At 59.2% G+C, this 15,023-nt stretch carries 15 protein-coding genes; 10 read left to right on the forward strand and 5 right to left on the reverse strand.

Annotated elements, in window-relative coordinates; genetic code table 11:
- The 8 genes from AB5164_RS07945 to AB5164_RS07980 all read left to right on the forward strand — a co-directional run.
- On the forward strand, nucleotides 1-208 hold a 208-nt coding region (locus AB5164_RS07945; protein WP_368147957.1), incomplete at its 5' end, for a zinc metallopeptidase.
- Nucleotides 209-323: 115 nt separating this feature from the next.
- Nucleotides 324-1,775 carry an exodeoxyribonuclease VII large subunit gene (xseA, locus tag AB5164_RS07950; protein WP_328291067.1) on the forward strand — a complete coding sequence of 484 codons (1,452 nt, stop codon included), beginning with the start codon at nucleotides 324-326 and terminating at the stop codon, nucleotides 1,773-1,775.
- 42 nt (nucleotides 1,776-1,817) lie between these two features.
- The gene (gene xseB / locus AB5164_RS07955; protein ID WP_006234311.1) at nucleotides 1,818-2,084 is read left to right on the forward strand and encodes an exodeoxyribonuclease VII small subunit; all 267 of its coding nucleotides are present in this window, start codon (nucleotides 1,818-1,820) and stop codon (nucleotides 2,082-2,084) included.
- 49 nt (nucleotides 2,085-2,133) lie between these two features.
- Nucleotides 2,134-2,469 carry a histidine triad nucleotide-binding protein gene (locus AB5164_RS07960; RefSeq protein WP_035137921.1) on the forward strand — a complete coding sequence of 112 codons (336 nt, stop codon included), beginning with the start codon at nucleotides 2,134-2,136 and terminating at the stop codon, nucleotides 2,467-2,469.
- Between the two features lie 41 nt (nucleotides 2,470-2,510).
- The gene (locus AB5164_RS07965) at nucleotides 2,511-3,401 is read left to right on the forward strand and encodes a LysR family transcriptional regulator (protein WP_195520517.1); all 891 of its coding nucleotides are present in this window, start codon (nucleotides 2,511-2,513) and stop codon (nucleotides 3,399-3,401) included.
- A 119-nt stretch (nucleotides 3,402-3,520) separates the two neighbouring features.
- Nucleotides 3,521-4,681, forward strand: coding sequence for an MFS transporter (locus AB5164_RS07970; RefSeq protein WP_368142960.1), 1,161 nt, complete (start codon nucleotides 3,521-3,523; stop codon nucleotides 4,679-4,681).
- A 120-nt stretch (nucleotides 4,682-4,801) separates the two neighbouring features.
- Complete coding sequence (locus AB5164_RS07975; RefSeq protein ID WP_368142961.1) at nucleotides 4,802-5,980, forward strand: acetate/propionate family kinase; 1,179 nt, start codon at nucleotides 4,802-4,804, stop codon at nucleotides 5,978-5,980.
- Nucleotides 5,981-6,144: 164 nt separating this feature from the next.
- Nucleotides 6,145-7,323: an acetate/propionate family kinase gene (locus AB5164_RS07980; RefSeq protein WP_368142963.1), complete on the forward strand. Its 1,179-nt coding sequence runs from the start codon at nucleotides 6,145-6,147 to the stop codon at nucleotides 7,321-7,323.
- Between the two features lie 98 nt (nucleotides 7,324-7,421).
- Here the strand turns inward: AB5164_RS07980 and pta are convergent, their stop codons facing one another.
- Nucleotides 7,422-8,402 (reverse strand): phosphate acetyltransferase, encoded by a 981-nt coding sequence (gene pta, locus AB5164_RS07985; protein ID WP_006234296.1) that lies wholly within the window; start codon nucleotides 8,400-8,402, stop codon nucleotides 7,422-7,424.
- Between the two features lie 231 nt (nucleotides 8,403-8,633).
- Here pta and glf point away from each other — a divergent pair, with 231 nt between their 5' ends.
- Together glf and AB5164_RS07995 are read left to right on the forward strand one after the other, a co-directional pair.
- Nucleotides 8,634-9,836, forward strand: a complete 1,203-nt coding sequence (gene glf, locus AB5164_RS07990) for a UDP-galactopyranose mutase (RefSeq protein WP_006234295.1) — start codon at nucleotides 8,634-8,636, stop codon at nucleotides 9,834-9,836.
- Nucleotides 9,829-10,860, forward strand: coding sequence for a glycosyltransferase family 2 protein (locus AB5164_RS07995; RefSeq protein WP_006234294.1), 1,032 nt, complete (start codon nucleotides 9,829-9,831; stop codon nucleotides 10,858-10,860). Before glf ends, AB5164_RS07995 begins: the two co-directional genes overlap by 8 nt.
- 372 nt (nucleotides 10,861-11,232) lie before the next feature.
- On the opposite strand, the gene AB5164_RS08000 is transcribed toward AB5164_RS07995, so the two are convergent.
- The 4 genes from AB5164_RS08000 to rlmD all read right to left on the reverse strand — a co-directional run bounded on the left by AB5164_RS08000 (nucleotide 11,233) and on the right by rlmD (nucleotide 14,890).
- Nucleotides 11,233-12,234, reverse strand: coding sequence for a P1 family peptidase (locus AB5164_RS08000; protein ID WP_368142965.1), 1,002 nt, complete (start codon nucleotides 12,232-12,234; stop codon nucleotides 11,233-11,235).
- A 101-nt stretch (nucleotides 12,235-12,335) separates the two neighbouring features.
- Nucleotides 12,336-12,917 carry a Maf family protein gene (locus AB5164_RS08005; RefSeq protein WP_055309802.1) on the reverse strand — a complete coding sequence of 194 codons (582 nt, stop codon included), beginning with the start codon at nucleotides 12,915-12,917 and terminating at the stop codon, nucleotides 12,336-12,338.
- Entirely contained in the window at nucleotides 12,914-13,456 is a 543-nt protein-coding gene (locus AB5164_RS08010; protein ID WP_368143167.1) for a DJ-1 family glyoxalase III, read from the reverse strand. The genes AB5164_RS08005 and AB5164_RS08010 overlap by 4 nt, the downstream gene beginning before the upstream one ends.
- A 105-nt stretch (nucleotides 13,457-13,561) precedes the next feature.
- A complete protein-coding gene (gene rlmD / locus AB5164_RS08015; RefSeq protein WP_368143168.1) occupies nucleotides 13,562-14,890 on the reverse strand; it encodes a 23S rRNA (uracil(1939)-C(5))-methyltransferase RlmD in 1,329 nt (442 codons plus the stop codon).
- Nucleotides 14,891-15,023: the final 133 nt, after the last annotated feature.

The following is a 15,023-nucleotide window of genomic DNA, read 5'->3' on the forward strand; positions in this document are numbered from 1 at the left end:
GTTCCAGTTGGTTACACTGCCGGTCGAGATTGATGCCAGCCGCCGCGCCGTGGCGTACATCGAGCAGTCGGGCATGAGCTCCAAGCAGGTCAATGGCGCCAAGAAGGTCCTGACGGCAGCCGCGCTTACCTATGTTGCTGCAGCGCTCACTTCGATCATTCAGCTGCTCTACCTGATGGCTCGCTACAACAGAAACTCCAACCGATAACAAATTGGCTTGACAGGCGCCGCGGAGATTTGTGTCCCCGCGGCGCTGTACTATGTGTTGGACTTGAATTTGCGCAGGGCCGGAGCCCTTGTGCACGATAACGAAAGGAGGCTGCGTGGCAGGCTGGAATCTGACCGGCAATGCCGTTTCCGCCGAGTTCGACGGTTCGGACGAGCAGGAGCGTAAGGAGCTCAGCGTGAGCCAGGCGGTAGAGATCGCCGCCGGTGCGCTCGATGCCATTCCGCAGCTGAGCGTTCTGGGCGAGGTCACGGGCTTCCGTGGCCCCAATGCCCGAAGCGGCCACTGCTACTTCCAGATTAAGGACGACTCGGCCGCCGTTGACTGCATCATCTGGAAGGGCGCCTATCTCAAGCGCACGTTCGATCTGCGCGACGGTATGCAGGTGAGCTTTAAGGGCAGCTTCAATCTCTATAAGGCTACGGGCCGCATGAGCTTTGTCGCGCGCTCGTTTTCGCTGGCGGGGGAGGGTCTGCTGCGTCAACAAGTGGCGCAACTGGCCGAAAAGCTACGCCGTGAGGGTCTGATGGACGAAGCGCGCAAGCGCCGCATCCCGGTGTTCTGCTCCCGCGTGGCGGTCGTCACCTCGCTTTCGGGTGCCGTAATCGACGACGTCAAGCGCACATTGCGTCGTCGCAACCCGCTCGTCGAGCTCGTCTGCGTGGGTGCCAAGGTACAAGGCGAGGGTGCGCCGACAGAGCTCATTGAGGGCCTGCGCCGCGCCGCTTCCATTACGCCGGCGCCCGACTGTATTTTGTTGGTGCGCGGCGGCGGCTCCTTTGAGGACCTCATGACCTTTAATGACGAGGAGCTTGCCCGCGCGGTGGCGGCTTGTCCCGTGCCCGTGGTGACCGGCATTGGCCATGAGCCCGATACCTCGATTTGCGACATGGTGAGCGACCGTCGCGCCTCCACGCCTACGGCGGCGGCCGAATCGGTGGCGCCGGCTATGACGGAGTTGGCCGATGTGCTCGAGGCGCGCTATCAACGTCTGGGTGCTGCGATGGCATCGATGATTGGGTCGGCCCAGGTCGACCTGGAGATGCTCGATCAGCGCGGTCGCCGTGCCTGGGATACCTATACGGCTCGCTTGGGCGATGCGCTCGATGCGGCTGCGTGCCGCCCGTGCCTCAACGACCCAACGTTTATGGTTGAGCGTCGCGAGTCTGAGCTTGCCCTGACGGCCGATCGTTTGTCCGGCGCCATAACGCGTTCGGTTGGGGCATTCCGCTCCAACTTTGAGCGTCTGCCCGAGCGCTTGATCGCAAGCACCTCAGGACTCGATGGCAAGCGCCATGCGCTCACGCTCGCAAGCTCCCGCCTGGAGCATCAGGGGCGCACGATGCTCAACAAGCCAGCATCCGACCTGGGCCGTGCGGCAGCCTCGCTCGATGCCCTGTCGCCGCTCAAGGTGCTTGCCCGTGGTTATTCCATCGCGTACAGCGATGATGGGGTGGCCACGAGCGCCAAGACCTTTAAGCCCGGTGACGCCATTCGCGTGCGCATGGCAGACGGCAACGTGGCGGCAACGGTCGATACGGTCGAGTAGGCCGCGTTTCATAGCGATAAACCTTTAGGAAAGGAAACAGATATGGCAGAGAAGACCCCGGTCGAGCAGCTTACGTACAAGCAGGCTTCACAGGAGTTGGAGCTCATCATCCGCAGCTTGGAGTCGGGTGATATGGAGCTCGAGGAGTCGCTTGAGAGCTATACCCGCGGCGTCGAGCTCCTCAAGAGCCTGCGTACCCGCTTGTCCGATGCCGAGCAGAAGGTCTCGGTGCTCCTGAAGGACGTCGACGGCAACGACGTGCTCGCCGACGGCGAAGCCGCCAACACCGACGACAACCTCTCGTTCTAACCATCCCGACCAAATATAATTACCTTGGTCTGTGAGAAAGGAACCAACCATGTGTGATTGCATCTTCTGCAAAATTGCCAACCACGAGATCCCCTCGACCGTCGTCTACGAGGATGACCAGGTCATCGCGTTCGACGACCTCAATCCCCAGGCGCCGGTCCACACGCTCGTGATCCCCAAGAAGCACTACAGTGACATCGCCGATAACGTGCCCGCCGAGACCATGGGCGCCATGGCCCACGCCATCCAGGAGGTCGCCAAGGCCAAGGGTCTGGAGGACGGTTTCCGCGTCATCTCCAACAAGGGCGTCAACGCCGGTCAGACCGTCATGCACTTCCACATGCACGTCCTCGGCGGCAAGAACCTGGGCGAGAACCTCATCTGAGGACGCACGGCCCGTCGCCTTGGCTGCCTTTGGAGTAACCTATGCAGTTTTCTCAACTCGAATACCTTCAAGCGGTAGCGAACTACGGCGGCGTGCGCAAAGCGGCTCGCGCCGTTCACGTGAGCCCACAGGCTGTCTCGTCGGCAATTAAGAAACTGGAGTCTGAGTATCAGATCGTTTTGCTCAATCGATCGGCGGGGGAGGCTGTTTTGTCTCCGGCGGGCAGAGAATTTGCGCGTCGTGCACGCGTGATCCTGGCACAAGTCGACGATCTCAAAAAGTACACCCAATCGGGGAACGGTGGCGTTTCGCCCGACGGCCACTTTCGTCTTTACGTCCCCTGTCTTCACGGGCGGGGGCGTCTTTTTTCCGAAAACTGGTACGACTCGTTTGAAAGCTCGCACCCTCAGATTCACCTTGATGTGTGGCATCAGCCAACGGCTACATGCTTTGAATCACTTGTGCTTGGCATTTCGGATGCGGCCATCTCATTTGAGGAACCAAGGGACAGTGTCCTTTCTTCGAAATACTTGGGTGAAAAGGAGCTCAAGGTTCTTTCGTGCCCAGCGGGTCATCAATCTGTGGGTGCTATGACCGTTCGTGAGTTACTGGGCGGCAGGTTAGCTGTTCCCATTAATTTGTCGCCCTGTCTCAATGCGATCAATCAATGCCCCGAAGCTCAGCTGGTTAATTTCCGCTTCCGCGACGTCGAATACGGAAACAGAGCGCAGGCTGAGTTTCTTCAAGCCGGGGGATTGATATTGGGTTTTTCTGGCTCTTCTCTCGCATCAGATGGGTCGGAAGTGAGCGAGTACTCTATTGAAGGTTCGCATGACGTAGCCTTGCCCATCTACTTTTGCTATCGACAAAATGCCTGGACCGATCGACACCAGACGGTATTTCTTCACCTATTGCGTCATCTTGCTTCGTGAGGCCATTTGGCCTCGTGTCGTCAAGTGAATGTTGACGCCTTGTAACACATGACTGACGGCTTTGCCCTCATGCTTTTCCAAGATTCCGATTTAGATTGTTGACTCTTGGAGGGCGGAGCATGAAAAACCGTACGGTTTTGCTTTATATGACGTTTGTTTTTCTGTCGAACTTCAGCACCATTTTGTATTTTCTGACGGTTTACCTTGAATTCGTCGGATTCTCGATGGTGGCGATTTCTAGCATGATGATTGCATATCAAGTGAGCAAGTTCATCCTTGAAGTTCCCACTGGCTATATTGCCGATAGGTTTGGACGAAAGACAAGTGGTCTCGTTGGCGTCGTGGGGATGCTTGGATACTACGCCGCCCTGCTTCTCGTCCGTTCTCCTCTGCTTTTAATCGGCGCGTTTGCTCTCAAAGGTTTTGCCGCTGCATGTATGAGCGGGTCCATGGAAGCGATTTACATTGACAGCGTCTCTCTGGACCAGCTCGTAAGGCTTAATGTCGTTGAGCGATTTGTTTTCTATGCCTCTTATGCCCTCTCCGCTTGTGTGGGCGGTTTCATTTCGTCCGCTGGCGCGTATCTCATTGGTCTTTTGGCAGATATCATCGCAATGGTGTTGACGTTGGTTGTCGTTGTCTGCATTCCTGAGATGCGAAGAGGGGACACTACAGCGACACCTAAGCGTGGAATTAGCCCGAAGATGATCGGTGCCGCTATTGCGCGTAACGGCATTCTTCGTTCAGCGTTCATCATGGACTGCTCTCAGGCATTTGCTTTTGTCGCCCTGGAAGACTTTTTCTCACTGTTGCTTGCGGGTCGCGGAATGAATGCCGTCGCTTCGGGTGTGATCATTGCGGTCCAGCTTCTTGCCTCGGCCTCCATGGGGCTTATTGTGCCCAGTGTGATTGCTCATGTCGACAAGGGCCGTTTTGCGCGTATTTGCGGCATCGTGCGCCTTTCCCTGGCTGCTCTGTTTTTGATTCCCTTTACTCCGGTCTATTTGCTGCCCGTGTTCTATGTACTGCAGACGGTCGCGTACTCGTTATTTGCTCCAATTAAATACTCAATTTTTCAAAATGCTGTCGATTCTTCGATGCACTGTTCACTGATTTCGGTCCAAAGCCAGATGGTGGCGGTGGGTGCCATCCTTTTCTATCTGTTCAATGCTGCGTTGAGCAGCATCGCGGGCATTCGAGTCGTATTGCTTGTTGCGCTCGGGATTTCTTCCCTGGTGTATATCCCCGCGCTATTTCGTCTTACAAGTCAAAGGCCATGAGTATTTAGGCACCGATAACTTATATATCAACGCAATAAACCCGAGCGCGAGGGCGTTTGGGTTTATTATTGAAGCGTATGTAACCTGGCGGCGCCACACCGCCTGTTAGTAGGGAGACACATGAACGTTCTGGTCGTCAACGCGGGATCTTCGACCCTTAAGTATCAGGTCATCGACACCAAGTCCCATAAGGTGTCCGCAAAGGGCTCCTGCGAGCGCGTCTGCTTTACCGGTGGTACCTTCACCCATGCTGCCAATGGCTCCAAGAAGGTGACCGAGAACATCGAGTTCCCCGACCACAAGGTCGCCATCGAGGTCGTCCTGAAGGACCTTGAGGCCAACGGCGTCAAGATCGAGGGCATCGGCCACCGTATCGTTCAGGGCGGTTGGTACTTTGGTGATTCCTCCCTCGTCGACGAGGACGTCCTCGCCAAGATTCGCGAGGTCGCCCCGCTGGCGCCGCTGCACAACAACCCCGAGGCCAACGTTATCGAGTACTGCCTGGAGCAGTATCCCGATCTGCCCAACGTCACGGTCTACGACACCGCTTTCCACTTCAACATGCCCGAGGTCGCCAAGACCTACGCCCTTCCCAAGGATGTTTGCGACAAGCTGCACATCCGTAAGTACGGCGCCCACGGCACCAGCTATCGCTACATCTCCAAGAAGGTCGCCGAGATGACCAACGGCGAGGCCCGCAAGGTCGTCGTGTGCCATATCGGCTCCGGCGCTTCCCTGTGCGCCATCGAGGACGGCAAGTGCATGGACACCACCATGGGCTTGACGCCGCTCGACGGCGTCATGATGGGCACCCGCTGCGGCGCCATCGACCCGGCTACCGTGTGCTACCTGCAGCGCGAGGGTGGCTACACCTTCGACGAGGTCGACGAGATGATGAACAAGAAGTCTGGCCTTTTGGCTGTGACCGGTGGCAAGACCAACGACTGCCGCAACGTTGAGGAGCTCGCCGCTGCTGGTGACCCCGAGGCTCAGCTCGCCTTCGATATGTTCGTCTACAAGATTGCCGCTAAGGCCGCCGAGATGGCCACCTCCATGTGCGGCATGGACACCCTGGTCTTTACCGCCGGCATCGGCGAGCACGCTCCGGCCGTTCGCGCTGGCGTTGCCGACCGTCTGGCCTTTATGGGCGTCAAGATGGACCATGCCCGTAACGCCCTGCGTGGCGATGGCGCTTGGTGCCTGTCTGCCAAGGATTCCAAGGTCAAGATTTTCGTCATCCCCACGGACGAGGAGTTCATGATCGCTTCTGACGTCGAGCGCATCGTCAACGGCAAGTAATTGCAAGAGGGGAGGGGCTGGACGACCAAGTGCCGTTCAGCCCCTCTTTTGCGCTCGTTGGGCGATATACCTGATAGCTATTTATCAAGATGTGATAACTTCTTATTAAAATGCGGTCGCCTTAAGAGGTCTGCGTCGACCGTATTGCACTGCAAAGGAGTCTCATGAACGTACTTGTTGTCAACGCCGGCAGCTCAAGCCTTAAATATCAGCTTCTGGATACCGATACCCGCGAGGTTTTCGCCAAGGGCAACTGTGAGCGTATCGGCTCGGACATGGGTATCTTTGGTCATTCCGAGAACGGTGGCGCCAAGCAGACCGAGGAGGTTCCCTTCCCCGATCATCGCTCTGCTATCGCTCGCGTGTTCGAGGAGCTCGAGAAGACCGACTTTACGATCGATGGCATTGGGCATCGTATCGTTCAGGGCGGCTGGCACTTCGATGATTCCGCAGTCGTTGACGACGAGGTCATGGCCAAGATTCTTGAGGTGGCACCGCTTGCTCCGCTGCACAACTACGGCGAGGCCGCGGCAATCGAATATTGCCGCGAGAAGTATCCGGAGCTGCCCAACGTGGCCGTCTTCGACACCTCGTTCCACATGACCATGCCCGAGGTCGCCTACACCTACGCGCTGCCTAAGGACGTGTGCGACAAGTACCACGTGCGCAAGTACGGCGCACACGGTACGAGCCACCGCTACGAGTGGATGATGGCCAAGGAGATCCTGGGCTCGCGCTGCCACCGCCTGCTTTCGTGCCATCTGGGCAACGGTGCTTCGCTTGCCGCCATTGAGGACGGCGTGTGCCGCGACACCACGATGGGCCTCACGCCGCTTGACGGCCTGATGATGGGTACCCGTTGCGGTTCCATCGACCCGGCCACCGTGTGCTATCTTCAGCGCGAGGGCGGCTACAGTTACCAGGAAGTCGACGACATGATGAACAAGCAGTCCGGTCTGCTTGCCATCTCGGGCATCTCCAACGATGCCCGTGACATCCGTACACGTGCCTCCGAGGGCGACGAGCGCTGCCTGCTCGCCTTTGATATGTTTGCCTACAAGGCCATGCAGCAGGCCGGCTCAATGATCGCTTCCATGGCGGGCGTGGACACCATCACCCTTACCGCCGGTATCGGCGAGAACGACTGGTCGATCCGCAAGGCCTTCTGCGACTGCTTTGAGTGGCTGGGCGTGCGCATCGACAACAACAAGAACCGCGAGGCCGTGGGCAACGGCCCGCAGGTCATCAGCGCCGCCGGTTCCGCCGTCACGGTCATGGTCATCCCCACCGACGAGGAATACATGATCGCCCACGACGTCGAGCGTCTGACCAAGAACAACTAACGTGCGCATTTGCAAGTAAACGAAAGGCCTCCAGAGCAGCAGCTCCGGAGGCCTTTTTGCTAGCAGGTGGAAATTCCTGTCCCGAGGGGATATGTCCGCTACTCAGCCATCTGAGCCTGGACGGCGGTGATGGCCACGACACCCACGATGTCGTCAGCAGAGCAGCCGCGCGACAGATCGTTGACCGGCTTGGCGATGCCCTGCAGGATGGGGCCGTAGGCGTCGGCGCCGGCGAAGCGCTGGACCAGCTTGTAGCCGATGTTGCCGGCCTCGAGGTCGGGGAACACGAGCACGTTGGCCTTGCCGGCAACGGAGGAGCCGGGAGCCTTGAGCTGGGCGACGGTGGGGACAATAGCGGCATCGAGCTGCAGGTCGCCGTCGATGGCGAGCTCGGGAGCCTTCTCCTTGCAGAACTTCACAGCCTCCTGGACCTTCTTGGCGACCTCGCCGCCAGCGGAGCCCATGGTGGAGTAGGAGAGCATGGCCACGTGCGGCTCAACGTTGCCCATGAAGGTGGACCAGGAGTGAGCGGAGGCGATGGCGATCTCGGAGAGCTCGTCGGAGGACGGGTTGATGTTGAGGCCGCAGTCGGCGAAGATCAGCGTGCCGTCAGTGCCGAACTGCGGGGTGTCGGTGCACATCACGAAGAAGGCCGAGACCAGCTTGGTGCCCGGGGCGGTCTTGAGGATCTGAAGCGCGGGGCGCAGGGTGTCGGCGGTGGAGTGGCAGGCGCCGGAGACCAGGCCGTCGGCATCGCCCATCTTGACCATCATGGTGCCAAAGTAGGTGGCGTCCATCACCTGGGCGCGAGCCTGCTCGATGGTAACGCCCTTCTTGGCGCGGAGCTCGGCAAACTTCTGCGCGTACTCCTCGTGCTTCTCGGCATTGCGCGGGTCGATGACGGTAGCGCCGGGAACGTTGATCTCGTCGGGGTTGCCCAGGATGACGATCTTTGCCAGGCCCTCCTCGATGATTTTGGTGGCCGCGACGATAGTGCGCGGATCCTCGCCCTCGGGCAGGACGATCGTCTTAAGGTCGGCCTTGGCGGCAGACTTCATACGGTTTAGGAAATCGCTCATGTTACTCCTTACAAGCGTTTCGCTAAGCTCCAGGCACCCGGCTGTTCACGAATAAACCCGCTGCTAGCGGGTTTACCTTTCAATTATGTACGCCGCGGTGCTTGAGCTTTCCTTGTGTGGCAAGCTCATTATAGGACGCATTAGCGCTATAATCGCTCTGATAAATATGTCTCGAAGAATGTTCGAGAAAAGCCCAGCTAACGAGCCCGTGGCTTTTGACAAGGAGTATCGATGCAGATTACCTCAGGCCTGCCTGAAGGCTTTAACGCCGGCGCGTACGACATGATTGTCGTCGGTGCTGGATATGCCGGTGCCGTTTGCGCCCGCCGTCTTGCCGAGACCATCGGCTATCGTGTTGCCGTTTTGGAGCGCCGTAGCCACATTGCGGGCAATGCCTATGACTGCACTGACGAGGCCGGAATCCTGATCCACGAGTACGGTCCGCATATCTATCACACTTTTAACGAGCGCGTGCACAATTTCCTGTCGCGCTTTACCAAGTGGACGGATTATCAGCACAAGGTGCTCGCCAACATCAACGGTACCCTTATGCCCGTGCCCTTCAACCATGCGAGTCTCAAGCTCGCCTTTGGTGACGAGCGCGGCGAGGAGCTGTATCAGAAGCTCGTGGAGACCTTTGGCAAGGATGTCAAGGTGCCCATTATGGAGCTGCGTAAGAAGAACGACCCGGATCTTGCCGAGGTCGCCGATTACGTCTACGAGAACGTCTTTTTGCATTACACCATGAAGCAGTGGGGCCAGACGCCCGATCAGATCGATCCCTCGATCACCGGCCGCGTTCCCGTCTTTGTGGGCGATGATGACCGCTACTTCCCGCAAGCTCCCTTCCAGGGCATGCCGCAGGAGGGCTACACGGCGCTCTTTGAGCACATGCTCGACCACGACCTGATCGACGTGTTCTGCGACGTGGACGCCCGTGACCTCTTTGAAATCGACGAGACTACCGTCAAGATCGACGGCAAGGTCTATGGTGGCGAGATCGTCTACACCGGTCCGCTCGATGAGCTGTTCAATCTCGATCTGGGCGCGCTACCGTACCGCACGCTCGACATGAAGTTCGAGACGCTCGATATGGACCAGTTCCAGCCCGTGGGCACAGTCAACTACACCACGAGCGAGGACTACACGCGCATTACCGAGTTCAAGAACATGACCGGTCAGATCCTGCCCGGCAAGACCACCATCATGAAGGAGTACTCCAAGGCCTATACGCCCGGCTCGGGCGAGACGCCGTACTACGCCATTCTTGAGCCCGAGAACCGTGAGCTCTATGAGCGCTATCTTGAGCGCGTCCAGAACCTGACGAACTTCCACCCGGTGGGTCGTCTGGCCGAGTATCGTTACTACGATATGGACGCCGTGACCAATTCCGCCCTCGATCTTTCGGATGAGATTATCGCCTGCCATGCATAAAGTCATAACATTCGGTATTCCCTCGTATAACGCCGCCAAGGACATGGACCATTGCATCACCTCCATCTTGGAGGGGAGCAATTACGCCACCGATATCGAGATTATCGTGGTGGACGACGGCTCCAAGGACGAGACGGCCGATAAGGCCGATGAGTGGGAGGCACGTTATCCCGGTATCATTCGCGCGGTACACCAGGAGAACGGTGGCCACGGTATTGCCGTCCTTTCGGGTCTGCGCGAGGCACAGGGCACCTACTACAAGGTTGTCGACTCGGATGACTGGCTCGACGCTGCGGCTCTTTCGACCATGCTGTCGATTCTGCGTGGCTTTGAAGAGCGCGATCAGCGCGTTGACCTGTTTATCTCGAACTACGTGTACGAGAAGGTTTACGAGGGCACGCATACCGCTATTGGCTACAAATTTGCCCTGCCGCGCAAAAAGATCTTTTCCTGGGATCAGATCGGTCATTTCCGCCTGGACCAGAACCTACTCATGCACAGCCTGTGCTATCGCACGGATGTGCTGCGCGAGTCCAACCTTCCCATGCCGCCGCACACGTTCTATGTGGACAACATCTACGCCTACGTGCCGCTGCCGCGTTGCAAGACCATGTACTACGCCGACATCGACCTCTATCGCTACTTTATCGGTCGCGAGGGCCAGAGTGTCAACGAGGCCACGATGGTCAAGCGTCTGGACCAGCAGTTCCGTGTGACGCGCATCATGATGGAGTCGTACCACCTGTACAGCGATGTTGAGTCGTCGCGTCTGCGCTCGTACATGATGGGTTATTTCACCATGATGATGGCGATCTGCTCGGTGCTCACCAAGCTTTCCGAGGAAGATTGCGCCGACGAGCGCCTAAAGACGCTGTGGAATGATTTGAAGGCCTACGACGAGCGCATGTATCGTCGTGCCCGCTACGGCGTGGTCGGGTTCTTCACCAATCTGCGCGGACGGGCCGGAGACAAAACCACACTCGGCCTATACCGTCTTGCCTCAAAGATCTTCAAATTCAACTAGCTGCCGAGTAATCGCTGCTGATAGGTTGACTGGGCCCCTTGGCCTTTAGTTTGCTACTGCGAACAGTCCTGCTCGCACGGAAAGCACATTAAGTGCTTTCCGGCTCGTGCGGAACTTGTATCAAACTAAAGGCCAAGGGGCCTCTGCTATAAGAATCGATTGTCAGGTTATTTGAATTTGAAGATCTTCGACGCGCGGTACACAGGGGCCTGGGCTGAAAAGAATCTGGTTGGTAGGTTGCCCGGTGGGGCTTGGTTATGTTTGTCGCGAGTTCCGCACGAGCCGAAGAGCACTTAATGTGCTCTTCGTGCGAGCCAGGACTGTAGAGCAGCAAACATAACCAAGCCCCACCGGGCAACCGGTCAGGTTAGGCTACTTCGCGGCGCCGGGGATGCCGTGGGAGGTTTTGGCGGATTTGGCTCCGTTCACGATGGCGGTTTCCAGGGCCCTTACGGCGAGCATGCCCAGCAGGTCTAGGGGAGCGGCGGCGCTTGCCTGGGCGCCCAGTTTGCCGCTGGCGAGGGTGTAGATGGTGTCGCCGTCGTTGGTGGTGTGTGTGGGGCGGATGGCGTGTGCGTAGGCGTCTGCGGCCATCTGGGAGACCTTGGTGGCTTGTGCCTTAGTGAGTTCCACGTTGGTGACGATGCAGCTGATGGTGGTGTTGGTGCGGTCGAGCGGCATCTGCATGGATCCGGCGGCGGCAAAGGCTGCGAGTTCCATGTCGACGATCTGGTCGCTATCGGCTGCGGCGCGCATGCCGGCGACCCACTCGCCGGTGAAGGGGTCGACAACGTTGCCGCAGGCGTTGACCGAGACCACGGCGCCCACCTTGATGGGGCCGAGTGCCACGGCGGCAGCTCCAAGGCCGGCCTTCATGCAGGTGGCAGGCCCCATGAGCTTACCCACGGTAGCGCCCGTGCCGGCGCCTACGTTGCCCTGTTCGAGCTTGGTGGGGGTGTGGTCGAGTGCTTCGCGCACGGCGGCGATGCCGGCCTCAATGTCGGGGCGCACGGTGGGGTTACCAAAGGCGAGGTCGAAGATACAGCTGGAGCACACGATAGGCACCTGCGTGGGGCCGACGGGAAGGCCGATGCCGCGGCTCTCAAGCTCGCGAGCGACGCCGCTTGCAGCCTCGAGGCCAAAGGCCGATCCACCCGAAAGGCAGACGGCGTGGACCTTGTCGACGGTGTTCTCGGGTCGCAGCAGGTCGGTTTCGCGCGATGCTGGAGCACCGCCGCGAACGTCAACGCCGCCGGTGGCGCCCTCGGGTGCCACGATTACGGTGCAACCGGTGCCGGCCTCCTCGTCCGTAGAGTTGCCATAGCAAAAGCCATCGACATCGCAGACGTCAATGGCCTCGAGCAGTGTATCCATGTTTAACTCCTATCGGTTTTCCGCCGCGCCTTGTGCCCGGTCGGGATCCGTACGGTACGCCAAAATTGTAGGCGCCGGGGGATACCCAGCGCCAGATGCAATTACGAGAGTTTTTGAATCGCGCGCGCGACGCGGGCGATGGGTAGGCCCACCACGTTATAGAAGTCGCCCGAAATATCGTGCACGAGCATGCGTCCTCCTGTGCCCTGAATGCCGTAGGCGCCGGCCTTGTCCATGGGCTCACCCGAGGCGACGTAGTGCTCGATCTGCTCGTCGGTGAGCTCGTAGAACGTCACGTCGGTCACATCGACAAAGGACAGGCTTTCGGCGGCATGCGGGGCGGCCGTATCGCCTGCCTTAACGATGCAGACGCCGGTTGCGACCTGGTGCGTGCGGCCCGAAAGCTCACGGAGCATAGTGCGCGCCTCGTCCTCGGTTGCCGGCTTGCCCAGAATCTTGCCGTCAAAGGTGACGATGGTGTCGGCCGCGACCGTCAGCTCATTGGGCTCGGCATACTCGGCAGCAACGGCAGCCGCCTTGGCGCGTGCCAAGCGCTCGACAAGCGTGAGCGGGGCCTCGCCATCAAAGGGCGTTTCGTCGATATCCGCGGGAATCACGCGAATGTTGTAGCCTGCCTCGCGCATCAGCTCTATGCGGCGCGGCGATTGCGAAGCCAAAATCATAGTTGGATGCCCTCGGCGACCTTCTCGACGGCCTTGTCGCCGGCGAGTGTGCGCAGCAGCTCCAATGCAAAGGGGAGGGACTGTGCCATGCCGCTGGCAGTGATGATGTTGCCGTCTTGCGTGACCTTCTCGCCGGTATAGGCGCCTTCGGGGAAGCTTTTCTCAAAGCCAGGGAAGCACGTGGCATGGCGCCCCTCGAGCAGGTCGAGCTCGCCCAGGATAAACGGGGCGGCGCAGATGGCGGCGACGTGCTTGGTTGCGGCGAACTCGCAGACCACGTCGCAGACGCGCTGATCTGCGCGCAGGTTGGTGGCACCGGGCAGGCCGCCGGGCAGCACGACGCAGTCGTACTCGTCAAAGTTGATCTCATCAAAGAGCGCATCGCAGGACACGGGGATCTGCAGCGAGCTTACGACCTCGCGCGTGGGCATGATCGAGACGAGCGTGGCACGCACGCCGCCGCGACGCATGACATCGACCATGGTCAAGCATTCAATAGTTTCAAAGCCATCGGCGGCGAGAACGGCAACGCTGGGCATGAGGGTTCCTTTCATAGGCGGCATACAATTAGCCGTCTTATACCCCGAAGACCTCCGCTTGCCACGCTCGATTTCCCAATGATTTTCTGAGCAATGATTAAGCGGCTAGTTGCGCCTAAGGTGGACGACGGTCTCGCAGTGGAAGGTTTGTGGGAACAGGTCGACTGGCGTGATCTTTACGGGGGAGAAGGTGCCTTCTTCGACAAAGCGTTTGAGATCGCGCGCCAGGGTGGCCGGGTCGCAGCTCACGTAGGCGACATCGCGGGCACTCGTGCTGGCGATAAGGCCGATCGCCTCGGGGGCGAGGCCTGCGCGCGGCGGGTCGACCACCAAGATGTCGGCATCCTGGTCGGGGAACTCGCGCACCGCATCTCCGCCAATGACGTCGACGTTATCAAGCTTGTTGATTTCCAGGTTACGGCGTAGATCGCGCACGGCGGGGCCGTAGGCCTCGACGGCAGCGACAAAGTCGCAGCGGCGGGCGAGCGGCAGGGTAAAGGTGCCGGCACCGCAGTACAGGTCCACGGCAAGCTCGTCTTCCTGCGGGTCGAGCGCTTCCATGACAAGATCGATCAAAATCTCGGCACCCTTGGTGTTGACCTGGAAAAAAGACGGGGCAGACAAGCGCATCTGATCCTCGGCGATATTCTCGGTCCATGAGCCCTCTCCGGCGAGCATTTCGACCTTGGAGACACGGCGGGCCTTCTTTTCGCCCTTGCTCATCACGCGTACGATGCTCGTAGGATGAGCGGCGTCCGCCAGCACGCGGGAGACCTGCGAGCGCGGAAAAGAGCCTGTGGGCGTCCAGAGTGCGACCTCGAGTGCCTTGGTGCGGCGCGATGCGCGAATGCCCACGCGTTCGAGCCCCAAGTCATGGCTGCCGCTTAGATAGTTGAGTGCGCCGACGACCGATTTGAGTGCCTTCGGGAAGCGCTTATCGAACAGCGGACACATATCGACGGTCACGATTTTGCTGGGGTCGACACCGTGCATGCCAAGGCGCACGCGACCGTTGACGACGGTCGGTTCGAGCTCGATTTTATTGCGGTAGCCCCAGTCGTCCTTGGTGTGGCAGATGGGCTGTACCAACTCATCTGCCAGCTCAGGAGCGAACTTGCCGATGCGCTCGAGCGTGGAGCGCAGGTTTTGCTCCTTGGCGGCGAGCTGTGCCGTGCGTGAGAGATTGCCCCACGAGCAGCCGCCGCAGATGCCCATGAAGGGGCAGGGAGGCTGAATGCGATTGGGGCTTGGCTCCAGAATCTCGGTGGTGCGGGCGCGCATGAATGACTTGCCGTCCTGTACGACCTCGGCCTCGACGGTGTCGCCTGCCACGGCACCCTGCACAAAGACGGCCTTGCCGTTGTCGGCGTGCGCCAGCCCGTCGGCGCCGTAGGTCATCGATTCTATAGTGAGCTTCATATTCCTGCCTGTCATTCGCGTTGTTGTTCGCACCATGGTAGCAGGGAAAAGCGCCCCGCATCCGAGGCTTTCCTCAAATGCGGGGCGCTTCTACAAACTGCTTCTACAAACGACTATTTCGTCTTGCCGGTAATGAGCGTCTTAAGAC

Origin of the sequence: Collinsella aerofaciens (genome assembly GCF_040915425.1) — a bacterium.
GTDB classification, from domain to species: domain Bacteria; phylum Actinomycetota; class Coriobacteriia; order Coriobacteriales; family Coriobacteriaceae; genus Collinsella; species Collinsella aerofaciens_BW.